The sequence below is a fragment of the Streptomyces sp. NPDC059668 genome (assembly GCF_042734135.1).
Classification (GTDB): domain Bacteria; phylum Actinomycetota; class Actinomycetes; order Streptomycetales; family Streptomycetaceae; genus Streptomyces.
The window spans coordinates 55,259-80,383 of sequence record NZ_JBHWEL010000029.1 but is presented as its reverse complement, the minus strand read 5'-3'; the positions used below and the strand labels follow the sequence as shown (position 1 = coordinate 80,383).

The window sequence follows — 25,125 nt, the reverse complement described above, 5'->3', positions numbered from 1 at the left end:
GCGCGCATTCTCCCGCGCCGGGGCGGCGGACCACAGGGTGCGGGCGCGGACACCCTCGGGGGGATCTTCTCGCGGCGGCGGCTGTTCCCGGCGTACGCTTGGGATTGGACTAGACCTGTAGTAGCCGTCCGAGGGAAGAGGTCCTATGAGTGAGCGCAGGCGTGCAGTCCTGGAGGTGATCGCCCTCGGTGTGGAGGACGCGGTCGCCGCCCGGGACGGAGGCGCGGACCGGCTGGAGCTGGTCACCGACATGGCCGCCGACGGGCTGACCCCGGCGGTGGAGACCTTCGCCGGGATCCGTGCCGCCGTCGACATCTCGCTGCGCGTGATGCTCAGGCTGGCCGACGGCTTCGCGGCCGGGGACGTCGACGCGCTCGTCCGCGTGGCGGGCCGGATGCGGACCGCCGGGGCCGACGAGTTCGTCCTCGGGTTCCTCGACGAGCACGGCGGACCCGACCTGTCCGCCGTCGAGCGGATCGTCGGCGAACTGGACGGCTGCCCCTGGACCTTCCACCGCGCCATCGACCGCGCCGCCGACCGCGACTCCCTGCGCAAACAGCTCGCCGACCTGCCGGGCCTCGACGCCTATCTGACGGCGGGTTCACCGGACGGCGTGGACGACGGGTTCCCCACCCTCCTCGCCGAGACCGCCCGCGGCGGTGAGCCCGGCTACGGGCCGCGTGTCATGGTCGGCGGCGGCCTGCGCCTCGACCACGTGCCCCGGCTGCGCGCCGCGGGTGTCGACGCCTTCCACATCGGTGGCGCGGCCCGGCCGGGCGGCTGGGCCGGGCCGGTGTCGGCGGACGCGGTACGGCAGTGGCGGACGCTGCTGGACGCGTAGCGGCGGGTTCGCCCGGCCGGCGTCGGACGCGCAGGGGGGCCGGTTCTCCCGGCCGGCGTCGGACGCGCAGGGGCCCGCGGCGCCCCGGCCACCAGTTCCTCCGCGAGCGACGGCCGCCTGTGCGGCCGGTCCCGGGCCGGGCCGCGGGCGGGGACGGGGACGGGGGCGGGGGCGGGGGCGGGGGCGGGACGGGGACGGCTCCCGGACACCCGCCCCGCCGTTCCGGAGCCCCGCCGATCCGGAGCCGCGCCGTTCCGGAGCAGCACCGCCGCGAAGCCGTGCCTTTCCGGAGCCCCGCCACGGAGTTCTCCTGCTTCCGAGCCCGCCGTCGCCGTTCTCGGGTCCGCCGCCCTCGTTCTCGGGTTCGCCGTTCCGGCTTCCGGGTCCGCCGTCCTCGCTGATGCCGTGCACCGCGGACAGGGCGGGCCGCCCCGTTCCCGTGGCCCCCGGACTAACCCAGTTGGGGCGGCAGCGGCGCCGCGTGGGTCACGATCAGTCCCGAGACCGCGCGGGTCAGCGCCACGTACAGACGGCGCAGCCCGGTCCGCTCGTCCGGTTCGCCGTCGACCACGGCCCGCGGCTCGTCCAGGACCACGTAGTCGTACTCCAGGCCCTTGGCCAGGGAGGCGGGGACGAGCGTCAGCCGGGTGTCCGGGGTGGTCTCCTCGCCCGGACCGAGGTACGTCAGACCGGCGGCGGTCAGCGCCTCGGCGAGCACCGCCACGCGGGCGTCGGCGGCGATGAGCCCGACCGAGCCCTCCTGGCGCAGCAACTCCCGGCAGGCGTCGACCACTTCGGGATCGGTACCGGTGGCGCGCAGTTCGAAGAAGCCCGGGTTCTCGCGGACCGACGCCACCGGGGTCAGCCCCGGCGCGATGTGCGGCAGCAGCCGGGAGGCGTAGGTGATGACGTCGGTGGGGACACGGAAACCCGCCGTCAGCTCCTCGACGACGGCCTCCTCCTTGCCGAGATGGGCGAGCGCCTCGCCCCAGCTCCGGGTCGCCCAGGGGGTGGTGCCCTGCGCGAGGTCGCCCAGCACGGTCGCCGAGCCCGTCGTGCAGCGGCGGCCCACGGCGCGGTACTGCATCGGGGAGAGGTCCTGCGCCTCGTCGAGCACCACGTGTCCGAGGGAGTGCGTGCGCTGGACGAGGTCGGTCGCCTCGTCGATCAGCACGGTGTCCGCCGGCGACCACTTGGCGGCCTTCAGGGACCGGGCCGGCCTCGCCCAGAGGATCTCCTTGCGCTCGTCCTCGTCGAGGACACCTTCGGAGTGCGCGGCGAGGAAGTCCGCGTCGCTGAGCAGCCGCAGGACCAGCCGGGCCGGGTCGACGGGCGGCCAGATCGCCTTGACCGCCGCCTTCACCGCGCTGTTGCGGGCGACGGCGTCCTGCACCCGGTCGTCCGGTGCCTCCCCGGCCCGCTCCATCTGCACCAGCACGGCGTGCGCGATCCGCTGCGGAAGAGCCTCGCGGGCGGCGCCGTACCGGATGTCGCGGTCCAGCAACTCCCGGACGATCTGCTCCAGTTCGTACACCGGAACCCGCCAGCGCCGGGAGCCGCGCACCACGACGACCGGCTCGTCCGGCGGGGTCACATGGGCGCGGACCGCGCGCCGCAGCACCTCGGCCATCCGGGCGTCGCCCTTGATGACGGCCGCGGTGGCCGTGTCGGCGCCGCGCACCTCCACATGGGCGACGAGGTCGTCGACCGTGGCCTGCTTGACCTCCAGTTCGCCCAGGGCGGGCAGCACCTGCTCGATGTAGTGCAGGAACGACTTGTTCGGCCCGATGACGAGGGTGCCGGTGCGGGCCAGCCGCTCCCGGTGGGCGTAGAGGAGATAGGCGACGCGGTGCAGGCCGACAGCGGTCTTCCCGGTGCCGGGACCCCCCTGCACGCACACGCTGCCGCTCAGCCCGCTGCGGACGATCTCGTCCTGCTCGGGCTGGATGGTCGCCACGATGTCGCGCATCGGGCCGACACGCGGCCGCTCGATCTCCTGCTGGAGCAGCTTGCTGGTGGCCGCGGTCTCGGAGGGATCGGAGAGGTGCTCGTCCTCGTACGCCGTGAGGTCGCCGCCGGTGTACCCGAAGCGGCGGCGCAGCCCGACGTCCATCGGGTCCTTCTTCGAGGCCCGGTAGAACGGCTGCGACACCGGGGCGCGCCAGTCGATGACCATCGGGTCGCCCTCGGCGTCGTGCACATGCCGCCGCCCGATGTAGAAGCGCTCGCCCTCCGCGCCCTCCGCCCTGTCGGCGCCGGGCGCGTGCAGATAGTCGAGACGGCCGAAGAACAGCGGGGTGTGGCTGAGATCGGCCAGGGCCCTGATCCGCTCGTCCATCTGGCGCTGGAGCACCGCGGCGTTGACCCAGTTCGCGGTGACGTCGCGGATGTCGAGGTTCTCCACGTCCTCGCGCATCGCGCGCAGCGCCGCCCGGGACTCCCCGAGGTGGGTCCGCTCGCGCAGCAGGGGGTCGTCCGGGGTGTCCGGATCACGGCCGGAGCGGTCGGTGGGGTCGGCGTGGGGGTCGGCGGGCGGGGTGGACACGGGGCTGCCTCCGGAGACCTGCGGCGTGACTGGATCCTGGATGTTCCTGGGGCCGGCCGGTTTCCGTCCGGGCGGCGGCACTCCGTCGAGGGAGGCGGGCAAGAGCGGAGATTCTAGGTCAGGGGGGCGGGCGCGGGCCAACCGGTTTTCGCGCTGCTCAAGGACGCGGGTGCCACGGCGGCGGGGGCGCGGGTCCGCGGGTGTCAGGGTCGCGGACCCCTGGTCCCTAGGGGTCGCCGTCCGTCGTGAGGCGTACACCCGAAGGCCCGCGGGTGTACGAGGGGCCGCCGAGGTTCGGTCCATGGACCGACGCCATACGGGGCGGAGGCTCCCATGATGGATACATGAGCGCAGCCACTTTCACCCCAGGTCCAGCCCAGCACGGTCCCGCCGCCCGCGGCGCGACCGCCTTCTCCGTCGGCCACCACCGCCATCTCCTCGGCGACGCCCTGCGCGCCGTCAAGGTCTTCGCGGGCGCGGCCGTCGACGTGGTCATCCTCGGCGAGTACGGCGAGGAGGCGGGCGTACGGCGCCACTGAGCCGCGGCCACCATCACGGCCGTACGCCCCGCCCGCAGCGGTGAGCCGTACGCCGGAGCGAAGTGCCACGGCACTAGGGTCACTCCGTGCTTCAGCGGAACGTGATCACTCGCTCACCCACCGGAGCCGCCGGCCGTCCGCTCACGACCGCCGCCGCGGCCGCCCTGCTCGCCGTCTCCCTCGCCGCCTTCGCCGCGCTGTGCGTCCTCCAGCGCGCACCCATGGCCGACGCGCTCGTCTACCGGGCCGAGGGCGCGGCCGTCGCGCACGGCACGGATCTCTACGGGTTCACCGTCACCGAGTGGCGGCTGCCCGCCACGTACCCGCCCTTCGCGGCGCTCCTCTTCGTCCCGGCCTCCTGGCTCGCTCCACCCGCACTGAAAGTGGCCTTCGTCCTCGGGAACGCGGTCCTGCTCGCGGTGCTCGTAAGGCTCTCCTGCCGTCTCGCCGGCCTCTCCTCGCGGCTCCCCGCGGTCTGCGCCGCCACCGCGCTCACCCTGTGGCTCGAACCCGTCTTCCAGAGCGTCCTTTTCGGCCAGATCAATCTCGCCCTCGTCTGTCTGGTCCTGTGGGACCTGACCCGGCCGCCCGGCGCCCCCGGCAGGGGTGTCGCGCTCGGGATCGCGGCCGGGGTGAAACTGACGCCCGTCGCGTTCATCGCGTATCTGCTGTTCACGGGCCGCCGGAGGGAGGCGGGCACGGCCGCGGGCGCCTTCGCCGGGACCGTGCTGCTGGGCGCGCTCGTGCTGCCCGCGGCGAGCGTGGACTTCTGGACCCGGCGGCTCTACGAGACCGGCCGCGTCGGCAAGCCGTGGATCGTCGACAACCAGTCGCTCCAGGGGCTGATCGCCCGCGCGCTGGGAGAGCCGTCCCCGGGCCCGGCCTGGGTCCTGCCGGCCGCCGTCGTCGGCTGCGCGGGCCTCTGGCTGTCCTGCACCCGCACCGCCGCCACGAAGAGCCCGCCCGCCGGGAAGATCCCGTACGCCAGGAAGATCCCGTACGGCGCTCGGGCGCCGCGCCCCGTGAGGGCCCCGCGCACCTCCGCGCCGGCCCCGGCGACCGTGGCCGCCCCCATGACCGCGCCCGCCTCCGCGACCCTCCACGCGTCGACGACGTACGCCCCGGACCCGGTCCTCGCGCGCGCCGGCCGGCCCGGGCCGGCCGCCGGTCCGCATCCTGACCGCTGGGGTGTGCTCGGCACCGCGTTCACGGCTCTGCTCGTCTCACCCATCAGCTGGTCGCACCACTGGGTGTGGTGCGTGCCGCTGATCGCCGTGCTGTACGCCGGACACGGACCGCGTCCGGCCGCCGCCGTCGCCGCGGTCTTCACGGCCCGCACCCTCTGGCTGATCCCGCACCAGGGCGACCTGGACCTCCGCCTCCCCTGGTGGCAGCAGCCGCTGGCGTCCCCGTACGCCCTGCTGGGGCTGCTGGTGCTGGCTCAGCTGTCGGTCAGCAGCTCGTCCGCGTCCAGGATCCGGTAGGCGTACCCCTGCTCCGCCAGGAACCGCTGCCGGTGGGCCGCGAAGTCCTGGTCGATGGTGTCGCGGGCGACGACCGAGTAGAAGTGGGCCTGGTGACCGTCGGCCTTCGGGCGCAGCACCCGTCCCAGCCGCTGGGCCTCCTCCTGGCGCGAGCCGAAGGTGCCCGACACCTGGATGGCGACGGTCGCCTCCGGCAGGTCGATGGAGAAGTTGGCGACCTTCGACACGACCAGCACGCTGATCTCGCCCTCACGGAACGCGTCGAACAGCTTCTCGCGCTGCGCGTTGCTCGTCTCGCCCTTGATGACCGGCGCGTCCAGGTGCTCGCCCAGTTCGTCGAGCTGGTCGATGTACTGGCCGATCACCAGGATCTGCTGCCCGGCGAACTTCCGTACCAGCGCCTCGGTCACCTTCCGCTTGGTCGCGGTCGTCGCGCAGAAGCGGTACTTCTCCTCGGCCTCCGCGGTCGCGTACGCGAGCCGCTCGGAGTCGGTCAGATTGACCCGCACCTCCACGCAGTCCGCGGGCGCGATGTAACCCTGCGCCTCGATCTCCTTCCAGGGCGCGTCGAACCGCTTCGGCCCGATGAGCGAGAAGACGTCCGACTCGCGCCCGTCCTCACGGACCAGGGTGGCGGTCAGGCCCAGCCGGCGCCGCGCCTGCAGATCGGCGGTGAACTTGAAGACCGGCGCGGGCAGCAGGTGCACCTCGTCGTAGACGATCAGGCCCCAGTCACGGGAGTCGAAGAGTTCGAGGTGCGGGTAGACACCCTTCCGCTTCGTCGTCAGCACCTGGTAGGTCGCGATGGTGACCGGCCGGATCTCCTTGCGCGTCCCGCTGTACTCGCCGATCTCGTCCTCGGTCAGCGAGGTCCGCTTGACCAGCTCGTGCTTCCACTGCCGGGCGGAGACGGTGTTGGTGACGAGGATGAGGGTGGTGGCCTTGGCCTGCGCCATGGCCCCGGCGCCGACGAGCGTCTTGCCGGCACCGCAGGGCAGCACCACGACCCCGGACCCGCCGTGCCAGAAGTTCTCCACGGCCTGCTTCTGGTACGGCCGCAGCGCCCACCCGTCCTCGGCCAGCTCGATGGAGTGCGCCTCGCCGTCCACGTACCCGGCGAGGTCCTCGGCCGGCCAGCCCAGCTTCAGCAGCGTCTGCTTGATCTGCCCGCGCTCGGAGGGGTGCACGGCCACGGTGTCCGGGTCGATCCGGGCGCCGACCAGCGGCGCGATCCGCTTCGACCGCAGCACCTCTTCGAGGACGGGCCGGTCGGTGCTGGTCAGGACGAGCCCGTGCGCCGGGTGCTTGCTGAGCGTGAGCCGGCCGTAGCGGTCCATCGTCTCGGCGATGTCGACGAGCAGCGCGTGCGGCACCGGGTAGCGGCTGAATTCGACGAGGGCGTCGACGACCTGTTCGGCGTCGTGGCCCGCGGCCCGCGCGTTCCACAGTCCGAGCGGCGTCACCCGGTAGGTGTGGATGTGCTCGGGCGCCCGCTCCAGTTCCGCGAACGGGGCGATCACCCGGCGACAGGCGTCGGCCTGCTCGTGGTCGACCTCCAGGAGCAGGGTCTTGTCGGACTGGACGATGAGGGGACCGTTCACGTACGTACCTATCCCTTCCGCACGGCCAAACCTCAAGTGTGCCTTACGGACCGGTGATCACTGCTGGTCGTCCGCCAGTTCCGCGACCCCCGTGACGCGGTGCAGCGGATAGGTGCGGACCTCGTCGGCCGTGTGGTCGTACGCCGTCACGAAGCCGCCCTCGACGCGGATCGGCGCGATCACGCGCTGGCTGGCGGCGCCCTCGGCGTTGACGTACCCGATCCACACGGTCCCACCGGTCATGACGGCGGCCTGCATGGTGGCGAGGGTCTCGGCGGAGCTGGTGCGGGGCAGTTCACCGGTGCCCGGAAGACCGGCCTGGGCCGCCTTGCGCGGGGTCGTGGAGGCCAGGTCACCGGCGCGGATGGCACGGATCGCGGCGCCCAGGAGGGTGGCGTCGGGCACCGGCGGCCCGTCCGGGACGGGGTCGGGGGCGGAGCGCGGCGGGGTGCGGTGGGCGTGCGCGCGGGTGATCAGCACATCGCCCTCGGTGGACTCGGCGGCCGGTGCGAACCCCATGGAGCGCAAGCCCTCCAGCAGGGCGGCCGGGTCGGCCTGCGCGGCGAGCACGGTGGGCGCGAGGCGTCTGAGCCGCAGCCCCTGGGAGCGCTTGTCGGCGAGGATCTCGTTCAGCAGGGCGTCGTCGTCGCAGCGGACGTACGCCGACGCCGCGCCGATCCGCAGATGACCGTGCCTGCGGGCCACGTCGTCGATCAGGTACGTGAGGGGCTGCGGGACGGGGGTGCGGGAGTGCGCCGCGAGGAAGGCGTGCAGGTCGGAGGCCGAACGGCCGGCGTCCAGGGCCCGCCGTACCGACCCCGGGGTGAAGCGGTAGACCGTCGCCCCGCCCTTCGACTCGACGTCCGCGAGCACGCCGAGGGTGTCGGCCAGGGGGCGTTCCAGGGGGCCCGGCGCGACGGCCGTCAGGTCGGCCTGGAGCAGGACGTGGTCCAGGGGCTCCGGGAGCAGCGGCCCCAGGATCCCGGCGGCCCGCGCGGCGGCGGCGGCCTGTTCGGCCGGGGTACGGGGGAGGGGGGCGGCCGGTTCGACGGCGGCGCGGTGGTGCTTGTGGACGGGAAGCTTGGCACCCGCCCCGGCGCCTCTTCCGGCACCCGCGCCGACCTGCCCCGGCGCGGTGTCGTGGGCCGGCGCGGGCGGCAACCCCAGCAGGGCCCGCCCCTGTGCCGACAGGGCGCCCCGGCCGGTGACCCCCAGCAGCTCAGCCTCCGACAGGGTCCAGCGGGCCAGCCGGCCGCGCAGGTCCTCGCCGGCGGTGGTCCGGGGGCCGCGCGGGGGACGCTCCCAGTGGAGCCGGGCGACGACGGAGTCCGGGACGGCGGAGGAGCCCTCCGGGAGCCCGGCGAGGAGGGCGAGGACACGGTGGCGGACCTCGGGAGCCGCGGAGCGGTCCAGGCCCGGTCCCAGCGCCGACAATGTACGGTCCTTCGTGTCCCGTCCGCCGACCAGGCCGGCCGTGCGGGTCGCGGCCAGCCACGCCGAGGCGAGCCGCGCCCAGCGCTCACCGGCGGGCAGCTCCAGCCACTCGTCGTAGCCCGGCGTCGCCGCGTACCGCTCGTCGGCCTCGCCGTCCGCGGCCAGCAGTCCGGCCGCGTAGGCGAGCTCGACCCAGAACGCGGCCACCGGTTCCACCACGTCCAGGGCCACCGCGGTCCGCTTCAGGTCCCGCACGCTCAGACCGCCGGCGCGCAGCACGGACGGCCCGCCCTCGTGCCAGTCCTTGAGCAGTTCCTCGACGGTGGCGAGCGCGGTGTAGGCCTGGCCCGCCGCCGTCGTGTCCACCATCTGCGGACGGTGCGTCCGGGCCGCTTCGAGGGCCGGTGCCACCGGGTCCGTCTCCTGGTGCGCGCGGCCCGCCCGCAGATGCAGGGCCACCTCACGGGGCAGGACGACCGTGCCGGGTGCCGTCGGCAGCAGCAGCGCGTGGTCGATCAACCAGCGCAGATGGTGCGCCGGATCGGCCGTCACCTGACCGAACGGCGGCCCCCACACCAGCCGGGACAGCACCTCGGGCGACTCGGCGGGCGCCGTGTCCAGCAGCGCCGACATCCGCTTCCGGTCGGTGAACAGGGCGGTCAGCGAGGCCACCGCGGAGACGGAGTCGTGGGTGGTCGGCAGACCGCAGGCGGCCACGATCTCCTGGATGCGTCCCGGGGACATGCCGGCCGTGGCCTCGGAGACCGTCGGGCCGAGGCCGGTGGGGGAGGGGTGCTGGGGGCCCGGGGCGAGCAACTCGCGCGCCGTGCGCACCAGCCGGAGACGGTCGTCGGTGCCCCAGACGAGGGCCTGCTCGCGCAGGGTCGCGAGGGCGTGCGGGAACGCCGCCGTGACCGCCGGGTCGCGGTCGTCGCCCGCCATCAGACCCATGAGCTCGTCGTACGTCGCCGGATCCGACGCCACCGCCAGCGCCTCCGCCGTCTGCAGGGCGAACCGGTCCAGGCGCTCCAGGGCCCGCACGACCGAGGCACGGGTGCCGGCGCGGGTGGCGAGTTGCGTCAGGTCGGTGGGGACGGGGGTGATGAGATCCGGGCGGATGCGCAGGAGGGCCGACAGGGAGGTGTCGTCCCTCGTGCGGAGGGCTTCCGCCAGTGAGCGCGGGGGGGTGCCCGCCGGGGCGGGGTCCGGGTCGCGCTGCGCCTCTGTCCTCATCCGCTCAACGGTAGTGGTTCCTCGCGTCCGCCGCTCCTACCCTCCCCCTCTCATCTTGCCCCTGGTGGCTCCGCCCCCGGACCCCCGCCAGGGGTGCTGCGCCCCCTGGACCCCCGCCATCGCCCGAAGGGCTCGTCCTCAAACGCCGGACGGGCTGAGGGTGCGGGCCTGCGCTGAGCGGTGCCGGACGGGCTGGACATGAGGGCCTGCGCTGGGTGGTGCCGGACGGGCTGGACATGCGGGCCTGGGCCGGGTGGTGCCGGACGGGCTGGATGTGCGGGCCTGCGCTGGATGTGCGGGCTGGGCTGGGTGGTGCCGGACGGGCTGGACATGCGGGCCTGGGCCGGGTGGTGCCGGACGGGCTGGACGTGAGGGTCTGCGCTGGATGTGCGGGCTGGGCTGGGTGGTGCGGGGCGGGCCGGAGATGTGCCTCTTGGCTGGGTGGCCACAGTCCGGGCGTCAGCCTGTCGGCGCGGGCCCGCACCCTCAGCCCGTCCGGCGTTTGAGGACAAGGCCCTTCAGGCCGGAGCGGGGGTCCGGGGGGGGCGGCCCCCGGGAGCGGGCCCCGACGCGGTACCGTCGTGGCCACGGGGTATCCAACGCACGCGCCCCGGAGGGGACTTCGTGGGGATTGAGAGCGACCAGCTCGTATTCGACTATCTGAGCCGCGTCGGGGACCTGGCCCAGCAGCACCAGCTGCCCTCGGCCACCCGTATGCGGCTCGTCTCGGAGCTGCGCAACGAGATCGACCGCCGCCGGTCGAAGGCCCCCGTCGACAACCCGGCAGCCGTCCGCCGCATCCTCTCCCGCCTGGGCACACCGGACGAGATCGTCACGTCGGCCCGGCCGGGCGCGTCCGAGCCGGGTGCCGGCACCCGGGCCGCCGTGCCCACCCAGCGGGCCGGTGAGCCGGAGGCCCGCCCGAAGGGCCTGCGCAAGGTCGTCCCGAGGCCGCGGCGCACCTCCGACGCGAACGGTACCGAGGACGCCACCGGCGGCCACCCCTCACCGCCCGACCACGCCGGCTCCTACGAACCGGGCGACGCCTCCGCCCCGACGGACTGGTGGCGCGTGGACGGCGACCCGTTCGAACCCGGGGACAGCGTGCCGGGTTTCGTCGGCGGTGTGGAGATCCCCGGGCTGCTCAAGCCACCGCCCAGGCCCCGGAAGGCCGATGCTGACGCTGACGCCGACGCCGACGCCGATGCCGATTCCGGTGCCGGGGCGGACGCCGGTCCCGGCGAAGAGGCGGACCCCGTACCCCGATCGGCCAGACCGTGGCGGTGGCGGAGCGCACGGGCGAAACCGGTGTCGGCGACGAGGAAGCCCGAGGCCGAGAAGGCGGTCCCCGTCATCGAGGGCGAGGGCCGCACCCCCCGGACGCGGCTCCCCCGCCTCCGTACGTGGAGCAACCCCCTGCTCCTGCTCGCCGCCGTCCTCCTCGTCGCGGGTGCCGCCCTCGGCAACTGGTTCGCGCTCGGGCTCGGCTGGCTCATCGCCTACGGGTCCCGCCGTCTGAGCCCCCACGAGTCGAAGTGGGCCGTCCTCGGGATGCCGGGCCTGGTGGCCGTGGCCGGCATCGTCTGGCTGTGGGGCCGTACCGACGGTCGCTGGGGCCGGCCGATCGCCGAGGGGCACATGGACGAGGCGCTCGCCGACACCTGGCCGTGGGTGGTGCGCGGCGCGGCGATCGCCTCGGCGCTGTACCTGGTGTGGCGCTCGCAGCGCCGCCGCTGAAGGGCCTCGCCCCGCGCCTCCGCGCCGCCCCGCACCACCCCCGGACCGGCCCGCGGCCGCCTGGGCACAATGGTCCATATGCATATCGCACCGATGCCCTCGCGCGGGCTGACCGTCGGCTTCGACCTCGACATGACCCTCATCGACTCCCGCCCCGGCATCCACGCCTGCTACCGGGCACTCTCGGCACGCACGGACACGTACATCGACTGCGACCTCGTCGTCACCCGGCTCGGCCCGCCGCTGGAGGAGGAACTGGTCAACTGGTTCCCGGCGGAACGGGTGCCCGCCGTCGCCGGCCTCTACCGCGAGCTGTATCCCGAGTACGCCATCACCGGCACGCTCGCCATGCCGGGTGCCCACGAGGCCGTCGAGGCGGTGCGGGCGGCGGGCGGACGTGCCGTCGTCGTCACGGCGAAGTGGGAGCCCAACGCCAAGCTGCACCTCAGGCACCTGGGGATCGGCGCGGACGCGGTCGTCGGCGACCTGTGGGCCGAGCGGAAGGCGGAGGCCCTGCGCGCGCACGGCGCGAGCGTGTACGTCGGTGACCACACCGGCGACGTCCGCGGCGCGCGCACCGCGGACGCGTACTCCGTCGCCGTGGCCACCGGGCCGTGCGACGCGGCGGAGCTGCGCGCGGCGGGCGCGGACGTCGTCCTCACCGACCTGACGCAGTTCCCGGCGTGGCTGGGCGGCTACCGCGAGGCCGCGCCCGCCTGAACCGCACGGGCCCGGCGGCGGCCGGCCGCGACCGACCGCAACACCCCGGCTCCGGCGATGAGGAAACCGACGCCCATGAGCATGCTCAACCCGAACATGTAGGTGGGAAAGGGTCTGGTGTCGAGAAGCAGCGGGGTCACGGTGACGAGTGTGGCCACGGCACCGGCAAAGAACACGAGAGCGCCGGCGCGGATCAGCCGGTCACCCGGTTCCGCGGAATTCGGTTGGGTTCTGTCACGCACCGGACCAGGGTAGTTCCCCGCGCGAGGGAACGGTCGGGCGACGCCTCGTCAGCGGTCCGTGGCTCCTCGGCCCTGCCCGGGCGGCTTTCGGAGCGGTACCCGGCGAGTACGGGCGATCATCAGAACAGGGGTGCCTACCGTTCCCGAGTCGCTGGTCGGTCAGGCACAGAATTCGCTAGCCTCGCCCCCATGACACCTGGTCTGCGGTACCTCGCATGCCTGAGGCGCCCCGCCGACGCGGACGGTTCCGCCTCCATCGAGTGGCAGCGCGGCGTGATCCGCCACCATGTGGCCTCTCCGCTCCTGCCCGGCGTCCTGGTGGGCGAGGCGGAGGACGTGGACGTCTCGGGGTCCGTCTCCCCGTTCAAGCGTCCCGGGCTGGGCAGGTGGCTCACGGCCGAGGCCGATGAGTTCGACGTCCTGATCGCGGCCAGGACTGACAGGCTCGCCCGGCGCTCGACGCACTTCGGCGAACTGCTGGAGTGGGCGCGGCGGAACGGCAAGTCCATCGTGTGCGTGGAGGAGGGGTTCGACCTCTCCACTCCTCAGGGAAAGATGATGGCGCGCATGACGGCCGTCTTCGCCGAGGCCGAGGGGGACACGCTCCAAGCCCGCATCGTCAACGGCCTGCCGGCACGCCTGGAGAACCGTTCGTGGCTGACGGGTGCTCCGCCGACCGGCTACAGAATCAAGGCGGTCGAAGGCGGGAAGCGCAAGATTCTGGAGATCGACCAGGAGTACTCCCCTTACGTGGAGGAGATCTTCTCCCGTATCCGCGAGGGCCAGTCCACACACCGGATCGCACGTGACTTCAATTCCCGTGGAATCCCCACGTGGGGTGACCATTTGCGGAAATCGAAGGGGGAGGCCACCAGAGGTACCCGGTGGCAGTCCACCGTCATCAACAAATTCATCCGTTCCCCTTGGGTGCCGGGGTTCTACACCTACAAGGGAGAAGCCGTCCTGGGTGATGACGGAGAGCCTGTGGTCCTCCCTGTCCGCCCGCTGGCCACGATGGACGAATGGACGGACCTGGTGGACCGGATCAAGCCCGCGGGGAAGCCCGCGGGAGTCTCCACGGCGAGCCGTAACGGCGCCAGGAGTCTCCTCTCCGGTGTTGCCCACTGTGGAGAATGCGGAGCGCCGGTCACCTCCCTGCTGGGCTCCGGCCATACCAGGAAGGACGGCACGAAGGTTTCCGGTCACCGGTATTACCGCTGCTCCGACAAGTTCAAGGGCGGAGCCTGTGCGCAGGGTCTCTACGTCCGCGCGGACGTGTTGGACGCATGGGTCGACCAGGAGATCCGGGGAAGCGTGGGTGCGTGGGACATGTACGAGAGAGCGGGAGTCGGCCCCTCTCGGGCGAGGGAACTGCAGTCGGCAAAGGCACGTCTGGAGAAGCTTGAGACCGGGTTCCTGGCCGGGGAGTACGACGGAGAGGGACAGGAGGAGTCCTACCGCCGTATGCACAAGAGCATTTCAGGAAGGGTCGCTCTCCTGGCGAAGCAGGAGGCGGACAGGGCGCACCCGGCTCCGAAAGCCACGGGGAAGAAGTACGGGGAGGTCTGGGCGGTCAAGGACCAGGAGGACCGCAGGGAGTTCCTGCGCACCTATCAAGTCAGGGTCTGGGCCTGGGGCAAGGGAAGGGATGAGAGCGCGGCGGGAATGGTCATGGACCTGGGAGACATCCGCACCATGGCGGAAGAACTCTTCCCCGACCGCCTCGGAAAGGCCGGGATCAAGAGGGTGCTCAGCCGCAACGCCCCGGAGGGGTGCCGGCGTGCGGTCGTGGACGCTCTTGTGGGCCGCTGAGAACACGAGGGAGCCCCTGGCGTCGTCCCAGGTCCGGGGTGCGTAGCAGGGGCTTCCCGCTGCTCCCTGGCACTCCGTCGCGGATCGCGGTCCCGTGCCTTGTGGAGGCGGTGGTCGAGCGCGTGCCTCCCGGCAGGCGACGACGCCGTCCGACCCGGGCCCGGGCCTGCCGCTGCCGACGGCGGACCGTCCATCGACGGATGAAGACCGCGATCTGCGACCGGAGCGTCGGCCGTCCCACTTCTCGCACCACTTTGAGCCTCCGTCATCACGGCAGAGGCTCACTATCGTTTTAAGGCGTGTTCGGTTGGAGAGACCCCCGGTAGGCTGCTTCAACGGCAGTTCAACCGGCGTCCAGGAGCGTCCGGGACCGATAGAGGGAGCGTGTGCCTTGCCGACTGGCCAGGTCAAGTGGTTCAACAGTGAGAAGGGCTTCGGCTTTCTCTCCCGCGACGACGGCGGCGACGTCTTCGTCCATTCCTCGGTCCTGCCCGCCGGAGTCGACGCTCTCAAGCCCGGCCAGCGTGTGGAGTTCGGTGTCGTCGCCGGTCAGCGCGGCGACCAGGCGCTCTCGGTGACCATCCTGGACCCGACCCCCTCCGTCGCGGCCGCCCAGCGCCGCAAGCCGGACGAACTGGCCTCCATCGTGCAGGACCTGACGACCCTCCTCGAGAACATCACACCGATGCTGGAGAAGGGCCGTTACCCCGAGAAGACCTCCGGGAAGAAGATCGCGGGCCTGCTGCGGGCGGTCGCCGACCAGCTCGACGTGTAGCCCCGGCCACGGGAACACCCGGCCACGGGATCACCGGGCTACGGGAAGCTCAGCGCGTCAGGGCCGAGGGGCGGCACCAGTCCCTCGGCCGCGGCGCGCGTGAGCAGGCCGCGGACCGCCGCGTAGCCGTCCTCGCCGAGGTCGGCGGTGAACTCGTTGACGTACAGACCGATGTGCTGGTCGGCGACGGCGGGGTCCATCTCCTGGGCGTGCGCGAGGACGTACGGGCGGGAGGCCTCGGGGTCGTCCCAGGCGGCGCGGACCGAGGTGCGGGCCGCGGAGGCGAGCTCGGTCAGGCGTTCCTGTCCCAGCGAGCGCCTGGCGATGATCGCGCCGAGCGGGATGGGCAGCCCGGTCGTCAGCTCCCAGTACTCGCCCAGGTCGGCGAGCTTGTGCAGCCCGTAGTTCTGGTACGTGAAACGGGCTTCGTGGATGACGAGTCCGGCGTCCACCTTCCCGTCCCGTACGGCGGGCATGATCTCGTGGAACGGCATCACGACGATCTCGCCGACGCCGCCCGGCACCGTGTCGGCCGCCCACAGCCGGAAGAGCAGGTACGCCGTCGACGTCTCGCTCGGCACGGCGACCGTACGGCCCGCCAGGTCGGCCCCCGCCTCCCGGGTCAGCACCAGCGGTCCGCAGCCCCGGCCCAGCGCGCCGCCGCAGGGCAGCAGCGCGTACTCGTCGAGGACGTACGGCAGCACGGCGTACGACACCTTCAGGACGTCGAACTCGCCTCGCTCGGCCATGCCGTTGGTGATGTCGATGTCCGCGAAGGTCACGTCGAGGGCGGGTGCGCCGGGGACGCGGCCGTGGGCCCAGGCGTCGAAGACGAAGGTGTCGTTCGGGCAGGGCGAGTACGCGATCCGCAGGGGCTCGGGCAGCTTCTCAGGGCTCATGTGGGTTCCAACTCTCCAGGACGGGCGCGAGCTTCCCGAAACCCTCGGTGAGGGCCGCGAGAGCCTCGCCGATGCGCCAGGCGGCGCGGTCGCGCGGGCCGACGGCGTTCGACACCGCGCGCAGCTCCAGTACGGGCACGCCGTGGGCGGCGGCGGCCTCGGCCACGCCGAAACCCTCCATGGCCTCGGCGAGGGCGCGGGGGTGCCGGGCACGCAGAGCGGCGGTGCGCCCGGCGGTGCCGGTCACGGTGGACACGGTCAGTACGGTCCCGGCGCGGGCGCCGGTGGCCGCCGCCACCTCCCGTACGAGTGCTTCCGGCGGACGGTGGGTGACGGTGCCGAAGCCGAGCTCCGTCACCGGGAGGAACCCGTCGGAGGTCTCGGCGCCCAGGTCCGCGGCGGTGATCTCGTCGGCGACGACGAGGGACCCGAGGGGTGCGTCCGGCGGGAAACCGCCGCCGATCCCGGCGGAGACGACCAGGTCGTAGGGGGCGCCTTCGAGGGCGCCCGCGGTGAGCGCGGCGGCGACGGAGGCGGCGGCCAGGGCGGGGCCGACCCCGGCTGCCAGCAGATCGAGGGTGGGCCCGGCGGCGGGCGGCGTGACGGCGGAGGCGGGTGACAGCCGGCGCAGGGTCACCCCGGGCAGCCGCACCTCATGGTGCGGGCCCGCGAACGCCCCGGCCACCGCGTCCCGTTCGACCGGAACCGCGGTGGCCACCAGCACCTTCGGCGCAGCGGCAGCGATCAGGCGTCCTTCTTGAGCTTGAACGACCACAGTCCGGTCACCGTCTTGTCGCCCTCCTTGATGGAGACGAGCGTCGAGTTGCCGCTGGCTCCGTACTGGGCGTTGAAGAACACGCTCCCCGGAATCGTCCGGTACGTCTTCTTGCTGGAGTCGGTCAGCGGCTGACCGTTCATCAGGATCGTCCAGCCGTTGTCCGCGATCTTCGGGTCCACGCCGAACCGCACGGTGTCGTCGGGGTCGACCTTGATGGACTTGATGTCCTTGGCCTTGAGGCACTTGGCCAGGTCCGCGCCGCTCACCTCCTTGCCGTCGTTGTAGCAGTCGGTCTCGGAACTCACCGAGCTCTTGCCGACCGTGATCGTGGCCAGCGGCGTCGGCTTGTCACAGGCGGACAGGACGAGAAGTCCGGCGGAAACGGCGCCGAGAGCGGCAACGGCGCGACGGTGATGTCCATTGGCGGCTCTGCCGCGGGGCAGGGAGGTCATGGCCGAAGGCTATCGGGCACGTCCACCGCTCTCCCCACGTGGGGTACGGCGTGCCGCAGTCATGCCACGCGTGGCCGCGCCGTGCCTCCGTGCCGGGCGGCGCCGATCAGCCCCCGGACGGTGGTGAGCCACCCGACGGCGACGATCGCGGCCGCCACGGAGAGGCCCAGCGTGCCGTTGAGGGGCAGCACGATGCCGATCGCGCCGCCGAACACCCAGGCCACCTGCAGCAGCGTCTCGGAGCGCGCGAAGGCGGAGGTCCGCACGAGTTCCGGCACGTCCCGCTGGATCAGCGCGTCCAGGGACAGCTTGGCGAGCGCCTGCGAGAACCCGGCGACGGCCGTCAGACAGGCCACCAGGACGGCCCCGAAGAAGAGGGCCGCGGTGATCGCGGCGCCCAGCACGCACGCCACCACGGTCACGACGATGATCTCGGGGGCACGGGATTTCAGCCAGGCCCCGACCGCGGTGCCGAGCGCGTTGCCCGCGCCGGCCGACACACCCACGATCCCGAGCGAGACGGCCGCGCTCTCGCCGGTGAGCGGGTGCTCGCGCAGCAGGAAGGCGAGGAAGAAGATCAGGAAGCCGGAGAGGCACCGCAGGGCCGCGTTGGCGGCGAGGGCGTGGGTGACCGCCGTACCGACGGTGCGCAGCCCCGGACGCGGTGTCCGCTCCCGCCGGGGCCCGCGCACGTGCTCCTCGTCGGCGGCCAGCAGCGCCCGGTCCTCGCCCTTGGCCGAGTCGACCTTCGGCGGCAGGGTGAACGACAGGAACGTCCCCGCGACGAAGATCGCGAAGGCGCCGTAGAGCGGATAGCGCGGACCGAGTGCCTGGAGTCCCGCTCCCACGGGCGCGGCGACGCCGGTGGCGAGGAGTCCGCCGAGGGTGACCCGCGAATTGGCCTTCACCAGGGAGAAGCCCGGCGGGAGCAGCCGGGGCACGACGGCGCTGCGCACCACCCCGTAGGCCTTGGACGCGACGAGCACACCGAGCGCGGCGGGGTACAGCTCCAGGCTGCCGCTGACGACCGCGCCCGACAGCAGCAGCGCGAGCATCGCGCGGGCGAGCATCGCACCGGCCATCGCGGCCCGGCGGCCGTGCGGCAGGCGGTCCAGGAGCGGGCCGATCACCGGGGCGAGCAGGGTGAAGGGCGCCATGGTGATGGCGAGGTAGAGGGCGACGCGGCCACGGGCCTCGTCGGTGGGCACGGAGAAGAACACGGTGGAGGCGAGGGCGATGGTGATCATGACGTCGCCGGCGCCGTTGACCGCGTGCAGCTCGATCAGTTTGCCGAGGCCCGACTCGCCCGCGCCGTGCGCGTGTGTCGCCTTGCGGATCCCGCGTGCCGTGCCGGTGAACGGGAAGTGCAGGGCACGGCCGACCGCGCGGACGGACCCGCTCATCCGGCCCGGTCCGCCACTTCGGATGTTCCCCTTGGCGCCACGGATTCCGGCGGCTCCTTGGGACGACCTCGCGGCTGCCACTCCGCAATAGTGCCCCGAGAACGGCGTGGGTAGTGCGGTTACCGCGCGTATAGGGGCCGAGTGGGGCCGGTGCGGGCCCGTGGCGGGCCGCCGCGAAGGGGCCGTGCGCGATTTCCGGCCGACCGGGAGCGGCCCGGCGAGGTCCCTTCCGGTGCGGCCGAGAAGGGGCGGACCATGGGAAAACGCCGCCTCGCGGCGGCGAAGAACACCGGCGCGGAGTGCGGAAGCGCCCCGCCGGTGTGGGCGCAGGGCTCAGGAGAAGGTAGCGTGCGTAACGCGCCTGCGGCGGTTGTTCTCGGCCGCGCGCCTCTCGGCCATCCCGCAGAATGGATGGCGTAGGTGCGCCCGAGCGCGATCGGGCGCGGACGTCGACGCGGCCCACCGGTCCGCTCCGTCCGCACCGCCGCCGAGGAAGGGCGCACCCGTGAGACGGCGTAGGAGAGAAGCGATACCTGTGAGCGCAGCGACCACGCGAAGCCGCACCCCCGACCGCCTGTGCGCCGAGGCCGTCGACCTCGCGCGCGCCGCCGCCGAGGAGGCGGCCGCACCCGGCGTCGTCGGTGAACATGTGGGACTGGTCTCCGAGGGGGACCGTGTCGTCACGCACTACTTCGAGTGCAAGGAGTTCGGCTACCGGGGCTGGCGCTGGGCCGTCACGGTCGCCCGTGCCTCCCGGGCGAAGATCGTCACGCTGGACGAGACGGTGCTGCTGCCCGGCTCGGACGCCCTGCTCGCGCCCGAGTGGGTGCCGTGGAGCGAGCGGCTGCGGCCCGGTGACATGGGCCCCGGTGACCTGCTGCCCACGGACGCCGAGGACCTGCGGCTCGAACCCGGTTTCTCGGGTGAGGACGAGCCGGCGCCCAACTCCGCCGTCTCGCAGGACATGGCCGAGCTGGTGGAGGCGGAGGACGCGGAGGTGACGGCCGGCGTTCCCGCGAACCTTCCGTTCGCGCCGCGCCGCGGTTCGATCGCCGCGGTCGCGGAGGAGCTCGGACTGCGCCGGGCGCGGGTGCTCTCCCGGTACGGGCTGCATGTCGCGGCCGACCGGTGGGAGGAGTCGTACGGGCCCAAGACGGCGATGGCGCAGGCCGCGCCCGCGGCGTGCGTCAGCTGCGGCTTCCTGAACCCGATCGGGGGCTCGCTCGGACAGGCGTTCGGTGTCTGTGCGAATGAGTTCTCGCCGGCGGACGGGCGGGTCGTGGCGCTCTCGTACGGGTGCGGGGGGCACTCCGAGGCCGCGGTCATGCCGACGCCGCCGCGGCCGGCGCCGCCGGTGATCGACGAGACCCGGGTCGATCCCTTCCCGCTCCGGCCCTCGCCGGATTCCGGTTCGGTCTCGATCGCCCCGGACGAGCCGTCGTCCGAACTGGGCCACTCGTAACCCCGGTGTCCCGTCGCCGGGGGCTGCCGCCCCCGGACCCCCGCATCGGCCTGAACGGCCTCGTCCTCAAACGCCGGACGGGCTGAACAGCACCCCCGCCGCGGCCGAGGCGCATGCTGCGGTGGCGTCGTCGGATGCCGTGCACCGTGTGACGCGCCTTCTGGACGTCCCCCTGAGGGGCGCGGGGAACTGCGCGCCCAGCCCCTACGGTCCGGCGGCCAAGGCACATGGTGCGGGCGGTAGGCGTGGCGCCGTGCGCCGTTGTGAGGCGCGTTCTCGCGGGGGCTTTGCAGGGGCGCGGGGAACTGCGCGCTCAGCCCCCTCGGTCCGGCGGCCAAGGCACATGCTGCGGTGGCGCCGTCGCATGCCGTGCACCGTGTGACGTGCGCTCTGGACGTCCCCCCTGAGGGGCGCGGGGAACTGCGCGCCCAGCCCCCACCGTCCCGCGGCCAGGACGCTTGGTGCGGGCGGTAGGCGTGGCGCCGTGCGCCGTTGTGAGGCGCGTTCTCGCGGGGGCTTTGCAGGGGCGCGGGGAACTGCGCGCCCAGCCCCCACCGTCCCGCGGCCAAGGCACATGCTGCGGTGGCGCCGTCGCATGCCGTGCACCGTGTGACGTGCGCTCCGGACGTCCCCCTGAGGGGCGCGGGGAACTGCGCGCCCAGCCCCCACCCTCCCGCGGACAAAGGCACACCCGCAGCGACCCGCATCCCACCCAAGCCCCGCAGGGCACCGCAGGGCAACGCGGGGCCCCGTGACCGGGACCGGCCGGAGCCCCCCTCCCCGCACGGTACCTTCGTGCCGCGACCGAGCCCAGCGCTCGCGGTCGCGCGAAGCGAGAGGGAGAGTGAACCGTGAGCAAGTTCGTGCAACCGGCACCCGAGGGCGCGGACCCGTTCGGAACGGCCCGCCTGCGCCGCGGCGTGCTGGACGCCTGGGCCACCAGCCCGGCCCGGTTCCGTGAGGACGCCAACGCCGAGGAGGACCTCGTCCTCGGCGGCTACCGTGACCGTCTCCTCGTCGAGCTCGCCCAGAACGCCGCCGACGCGGCGGCCCGGGCCCACGTGCCCGGCCGCCTCCGGCTCACCCTCCGCGACGGGGTCCTGGTCGCCGCCAACACCGGCGCCCCCCTCGACGCGGCCGGTGTCGAGTCGCTGTCCACCCTCCGCGCCTCCGCCAAGCGCGACGCGCACGACACCGCGGTCGGCCGCTTCGGCGTCGGCTTCGCCGCGGTCGTCGCGGTCACCGACGAGCCCGCCGTGGTCGGCCGGCACGGCGGTATCCGGTGGTCCCTCGCCGAGGCCCGCGAGCTGGCGGCCGACACCGCCCGCCACAGCCCGGGGCTGGGCGACGAGATCCGCCGCCGCGACGGCCATGTGCCACTGCTGCGGCTGCCGTTCGCGGCCGAGGGCACCGCCCCGGACCCGTACGACACCGCCGTCATCCTCCCGCTGCGGGACACCGCCGCCGAGGATCTCGCCGAGCGCCTGCTGCGGGGGCTCGACGACGCGCTCCTGCTCGCCCTGCCCGGCCTGGAGGAAGTGGTCGTCGAGATCGGCGACGGCGGCGCGGGCGGCGAGGTGCGGACCCTGCGCCGCAGGACCGAGGAGCACGGCGTCACCCTGGAGGACTCCCGGGACGGCGCCACCCGCTGGCGCACCGTCTCCCACCACGGCCCCCTGGACCCGGCCCTCCTGGCCGACCGCCCCGTCGAGGAGCGGCTGCGTCCGCACTGGTCGGTGACCTGGGCCGTGCCGGTCGACACCGACGGCACCCCGGGCCGCCCCCGCACCAGCCCGGTCGTGCACGCGCCGACCCCCAGCGACGAGCCCCTCGGCGTCCCCGCCCTGCTCATCGCCTCCCTGCCGCTCGACACCAGCAGGCGGCACGCCGCCCCGGGCCCCCTCACCGACTTCCTGGTGGAGCGTGCGGCGGACGCGTACGCGGAACTGCTCGCCGCCTGGAGCCCGGTGGACGCCGGGATCATCGACCTGGTGCCGGGTCCGCTCGGCAAGGGCGAACTGGACGGCGTCCTGCGCCGCGCGATCCTCGACCGGCTGCCGCGCACCGCCTTCCTGCCGCCGGCCGCCCCGCCGCCGGAGAACGGCGTCCCGGACACCGCCGCCGACTGGCCCGAGAGCAGCGCCGCGGAGCACCCGGCCGCCCTGCGGCCCCGTGAGGCCGAGGTCGTCGAGGGCGCCGGTGCCGAGACCGTACGGGTGCTCGCCGAGGTGCTGCCGAGCCTGCTGCCCGCCGGCCTGGAGCGCCGGGTGGAGCTCCGGACGCTGGGCGTCGCCCGTGTCCCGCTCGCCGAGGCCGTGGACCGGCTGGCCGGGCTGGAGAAGGACCCGGGCTGGTGGTGGCGCCTGTACGAGAGCCTGGCCGGGGTCGACCCGGACCGGCTGTCCGGGCTGCCCGTGCCGCTCGCCGACGGCCGGACGGCGGTGGGGCCCCGGCAGATCCTGCTGCCCGGCTCCGACGACCTGCGGGCCGCCGCCCCCGACACCCTCGCCCGCCTCGGCCTCAAGGTCGCCCACCCGGACGCCGCCCACCCGCTGCTGGAGAAGCTGGGCGCCCTCCCGGCCACCCCCCGCGCGGTCCTCACCACCCCGCAGGTGCGCGCGGCCGTCGCCGCCTCGCTCGACGACGAGGGGGCCGGCTGGGACCAGGAGGCGCCGGACGCCGAGGAGGTGGCGGAGCTGGTCCTCGCCCTGGTCCGGGACGCGGCCCTCGAACCCGGCGACGAGCCCTGGCTCGGCGCCCTCGCGCTGCCGGACGAGGAGGGCGAACTCGCTCCCGCCGGTGAACTGGTGCTGCCCGGCAGCCCGTTCGCCCAGGTCATGCGCGAGGACGAACTGGCCTTCGTCGACGTCGAGTTGGCCGAGCGGTGGGGTGAGCAGCCGCTCGCCGCCTGTGGTGTGCTGGCCGACTTCACCCTGGTGCGCGCCACCGACGTCGTCCTCGACCCGGACGAACTGGAGCCCCGCGACTCCGACTTCGCCGAACCCGACGACGCGGGACTGCTGGACGCCGTCGACGTGTGGTGCGAGGACGTCCTCGACCGGCTGCCCGACACCCCCGTACCGCCCGTCGCCACCGAGATCGTCGCCGTACGGGACCTGGATCTGGTGGACGACGAGCGGTGGCCGCAGGCGCTCGCGCTGCTGTCCCGGCCGCCGCTGCGCGACGCGCTGACCCAGCCGGTGCGCGTCCTGCTCCCGGACGGTACCCACGAGATCGTCCGGCCGTACTCCGCCTGGTGGCTGCGCGGTCATCCCGTCCTGGACGGGCGCCACCCGGCCGGGCTGCTCGCCGCGGGCGGCGACCCGCTCCTGCGCGGGCTGTACGACGAGGCCGACGCGACCGGTTTCGACGACGAGCAGGTGCTGCGGGCGCTGGGGGTCCGCACGTCCGTCGCCGCCCTGCTGGACGAGCCCGGGGGCGCCGCCGAGCTCCTCGAACGGCTCGCCGACCCCGACCGTGAGGTCTCCGGCACCCAACTGCACGCCCTGTACGGCGCGCTGGCCGATCTGGAGCCCGAGCGCGTGACCCTGCCGGACGAGCTGCGCGCCGTGCTGGACGGACGGGTCACCGTCGTGGACGCCGCCGACGCCGTGGTCGTCGACTCGCCCGACCTGCTGCCCTTCACCGGCGGCATGCCCCTGCTCCCCGTCCGCCCGTCCCGCGCCGCCGACCTAGCCGAACTGTTCCAGGTGCGGCGTCTCAGCGAGTCGGTGACCGGTGAGGTGACCTCCGAGGGCGCCGAACACGACGTACCGGAGTCCGTACGGATCCTGCTGGGCCCCTCGACCCCCGCGTCGTACGTCGAACACGAGGAACTCGTCGTCGACGGCACCGAACTGGACTGGCGCCGCACGCGCGACGGAGTGCTGCACGCGTCCACCCTGGAGGGCGTGGCGGCCGGCCTCGCCTGGGCGGCCGGACAGTGGCCGCGCCGATTCGAGGTCGCGGCCCTGCTGGAGGACCCGACCCGCACGGAGGAACTGGCCCGGGACCGCTGGTTCGACTGAGCGGCCGGGGGACCGGTGCGGACGGTGCGAGCCGACCGTCCGTACCGGCCCGGCGGGGCCCCGATCCGGCGTTGGTCATGTACGCACAAAATCCTCACCACGCGTACAACCCTTCACTCCTGCCACCCATCTGATCAAGTGAGTCAAGAGACTCCACATCACTTGGGCCCCGAGTGACGACGAACCGTGAGGAACGACCACCGTAGGGGCCCCTTTCTCCACTTGGGGATCGCATGCGCATGCGCGCTGCCGTGGCCGCCCTCTCCGGCGCCATGGCCCTTTCCGCTTTCGCCGTCCCGGCCGCTCACGCCGCCGCGGCGCCCACGGTCACCTTCTCCAACATGAAGGTGAACAACGCCAAGGCGATCGTCGTCGGCACCGCGAAGACCGGCGTCACGGTCACCTACACCCTCACGCACGCCGCCAACGTCAGCATCGCCCCCGACAAGCTCGGCACCGGCCCGATCTTCTACCGCGGCTCCTCGCTGACGCCGCAGGCCGCGGCCTTCGGCAGTGACGAACCGGGCACCTGCAAGGCCGCTTCGACGACCGTGGCCAACTGCACGGCGACCATGTACTTCCATCCCGGGGCCGACTACGACATCGCCGACACCGACGCCGGATCCTGGAACGTGGGCGGTGTCTCGGTCACGTCGGGCGGCACCGTCAAGTGGCAGGGCGGCCTGGGCACCACCAAGCTCCTGCGGGCCCCCAAGCTGACGGTGAACGCGGCCCCGGAGCCGGTGAAGAAGGGCAAGACCATCACGGTCACCGGTGCCCTGACGCGCGCCAGCTGGAGCACCGGCAAGTACGTGGGCTACAACGGCCAGTCGGTGACGCTTCAGTTCAAGAAGAAGGGCGCCAGCGCCTACACCACGGTCAAGACGGTCAAGACGACCACGGGCGGCGCGCTGAAGACGACGGTCACGGCGTCCGTCGACGGCACCTACCGCTACTCCTTCGCGGGCACCACGACCTCCCCGGGCGTCAGCGCCACGGGTGACGCGGTCGACGTGCAGTAGCGGGACGGTTCGCCGCGGGGAGCGGAACGCTCCGACGGCTCGCTGCGGCCCCGGGGCGGCACGGGCGCCGCCTGACGCGCGGAAGGGGCACAATAAAAACAAAAATGACCGCACCATC

18 protein-coding genes are annotated in these 25,125 nt (G+C 73.5%); 10 read left to right on the top strand and 8 right to left on the bottom strand.

Going from position 1 to position 25,125, the window contains the following annotated elements; translation table 11 throughout:
• Positions 1 to 145 precede the first annotated feature (145 nt).
• Positions 146 to 841: a copper homeostasis protein CutC gene (locus ACFV2J_RS21940; protein WP_385087706.1), complete on the top strand. Its 696-nt coding sequence runs from the start codon at positions 146 to 148 to the stop codon at positions 839 to 841.
• A 451-nt stretch (positions 842 to 1,292) separates the two neighbouring features.
• Here the strand turns inward: ACFV2J_RS21940 and ACFV2J_RS21935 are convergent, their stop codons facing one another.
• On the bottom strand, positions 1,293 to 3,386 hold the full coding sequence (locus ACFV2J_RS21935; protein ID WP_385087704.1) for a HelD family protein: 2,094 nt from the start codon (positions 3,384 to 3,386) through the stop codon (positions 1,293 to 1,295).
• Between the two features lie 344 nt (positions 3,387 to 3,730).
• Here ACFV2J_RS21935 and ACFV2J_RS21930 point away from each other — a divergent pair, with 344 nt between their 5' ends.
• A complete protein-coding gene (locus ACFV2J_RS21930) occupies positions 3,731 to 3,925 on the top strand; it encodes a hypothetical protein (protein WP_356802157.1) in 195 nt (64 codons plus the stop codon).
• 164 nt (positions 3,926 to 4,089) lie between these two features.
• On the top strand, positions 4,090 to 5,409 hold the full coding sequence (locus ACFV2J_RS21925; RefSeq protein ID WP_385087718.1) for a glycosyltransferase 87 family protein: 1,320 nt from the start codon (positions 4,090 to 4,092) through the stop codon (positions 5,407 to 5,409).
• Here ACFV2J_RS21925 and ACFV2J_RS21920 read toward each other — a convergent pair.
• Entirely contained in the window at positions 5,367 to 7,010 is a 1,644-nt protein-coding gene (locus ACFV2J_RS21920) for a DNA repair helicase XPB (protein ID WP_385087702.1), read from the bottom strand. The genes ACFV2J_RS21925 and ACFV2J_RS21920 overlap by 43 nt on opposite strands.
• A 57-nt stretch (positions 7,011 to 7,067) precedes the next feature.
• Entirely contained in the window at positions 7,068 to 9,677 is a 2,610-nt protein-coding gene (locus ACFV2J_RS21915) for a helicase-associated domain-containing protein (protein WP_385087700.1), read from the bottom strand.
• Positions 9,678 to 10,301: 624 nt separating this feature from the next.
• Here ACFV2J_RS21915 and ACFV2J_RS21910 point away from each other — a divergent pair.
• Both ACFV2J_RS21910 and ACFV2J_RS21905 read left to right on the top strand, forming a co-directional pair.
• Positions 10,302 to 11,414, top strand: a complete 1,113-nt coding sequence (locus tag ACFV2J_RS21910; RefSeq protein ID WP_385092330.1) for a hypothetical protein — start codon at positions 10,302 to 10,304, stop codon at positions 11,412 to 11,414.
• A gap of 93 nt (positions 11,415 to 11,507) precedes the next feature.
• A complete protein-coding gene (locus ACFV2J_RS21905; protein WP_385092333.1) occupies positions 11,508 to 12,134 on the top strand; it encodes an HAD family hydrolase in 627 nt (208 codons plus the stop codon).
• On the opposite strand, the gene ACFV2J_RS21900 is transcribed toward ACFV2J_RS21905, so the two are convergent.
• Positions 12,110 to 12,376 (bottom strand): hypothetical protein, encoded by a 267-nt coding sequence (locus tag ACFV2J_RS21900; RefSeq protein ID WP_385092327.1) that lies wholly within the window; start codon positions 12,374 to 12,376, stop codon positions 12,110 to 12,112. The two genes, ACFV2J_RS21905 and ACFV2J_RS21900, sit on opposite strands and share 25 nt — an antisense overlap.
• Positions 12,377 to 12,565: 189 nt before the next feature.
• On the opposite strand from ACFV2J_RS21900, the gene ACFV2J_RS21895 reads away from it, so the two are divergent.
• The gene (locus tag ACFV2J_RS21895) at positions 12,566 to 14,188 is read left to right on the top strand and encodes a recombinase family protein (RefSeq protein ID WP_385092324.1); all 1,623 of its coding nucleotides are present in this window, start codon (positions 12,566 to 12,568) and stop codon (positions 14,186 to 14,188) included.
• 391 nt (positions 14,189 to 14,579) lie between these two features.
• Positions 14,580 to 14,963 (top strand): cold-shock protein, encoded by a 384-nt coding sequence (locus ACFV2J_RS21890; protein WP_323138390.1) that lies wholly within the window; start codon positions 14,580 to 14,582, stop codon positions 14,961 to 14,963.
• Between the two features lie 38 nt (positions 14,964 to 15,001).
• Here ACFV2J_RS21890 and ACFV2J_RS21885 read toward each other — a convergent pair whose 3' ends face one another.
• Genes ACFV2J_RS21885 through ACFV2J_RS21870 form a run of 4 tightly spaced genes read right to left on the bottom strand, consistent with a single transcriptional unit; the run spans position 15,002 to position 18,576 of the window.
• Positions 15,002 to 15,862, bottom strand: a complete 861-nt coding sequence (locus tag ACFV2J_RS21885; protein ID WP_385092321.1) for a 1,4-dihydroxy-6-naphthoate synthase — start codon at positions 15,860 to 15,862, stop codon at positions 15,002 to 15,004.
• Positions 15,852 to 16,580: a futalosine hydrolase gene (locus tag ACFV2J_RS21880; RefSeq protein ID WP_385440098.1), complete on the bottom strand. Its 729-nt coding sequence runs from the start codon at positions 16,578 to 16,580 to the stop codon at positions 15,852 to 15,854. The genes ACFV2J_RS21885 and ACFV2J_RS21880 overlap by 11 nt, the downstream gene beginning before the upstream one ends.
• Before the next feature lie 26 nt (positions 16,581 to 16,606).
• On the bottom strand, positions 16,607 to 17,092 hold the full coding sequence (locus ACFV2J_RS21875; RefSeq protein ID WP_385092315.1) for a DUF2771 domain-containing protein: 486 nt from the start codon (positions 17,090 to 17,092) through the stop codon (positions 16,607 to 16,609).
• A gap of 59 nt (positions 17,093 to 17,151) precedes the next feature.
• Positions 17,152 to 18,576 (bottom strand): MFS transporter, encoded by a 1,425-nt coding sequence (locus ACFV2J_RS21870; RefSeq protein WP_385092312.1) that lies wholly within the window; start codon positions 18,574 to 18,576, stop codon positions 17,152 to 17,154.
• 454 nt (positions 18,577 to 19,030) lie between these two features.
• Here ACFV2J_RS21870 and ACFV2J_RS21865 point away from each other — a divergent pair, with 454 nt between their 5' ends.
• From ACFV2J_RS21865 to ACFV2J_RS21855, 3 genes are all read left to right on the top strand, one after another.
• Complete coding sequence (locus ACFV2J_RS21865) at positions 19,031 to 19,957, top strand: DUF3027 domain-containing protein (RefSeq protein WP_385092309.1); 927 nt, start codon at positions 19,031 to 19,033, stop codon at positions 19,955 to 19,957.
• A gap of 851 nt (positions 19,958 to 20,808) precedes the next feature.
• Entirely contained in the window at positions 20,809 to 23,985 is a 3,177-nt protein-coding gene (locus ACFV2J_RS21860; RefSeq protein WP_385096043.1) for a sacsin N-terminal ATP-binding-like domain-containing protein, read from the top strand.
• Positions 23,986 to 24,224: 239 nt separating this feature from the next.
• On the top strand, positions 24,225 to 25,007 hold the full coding sequence (locus ACFV2J_RS21855; protein ID WP_385096041.1) for a hypothetical protein: 783 nt from the start codon (positions 24,225 to 24,227) through the stop codon (positions 25,005 to 25,007).
• The last annotated feature ends 118 nt before the right edge of the window (positions 25,008 to 25,125 follow it).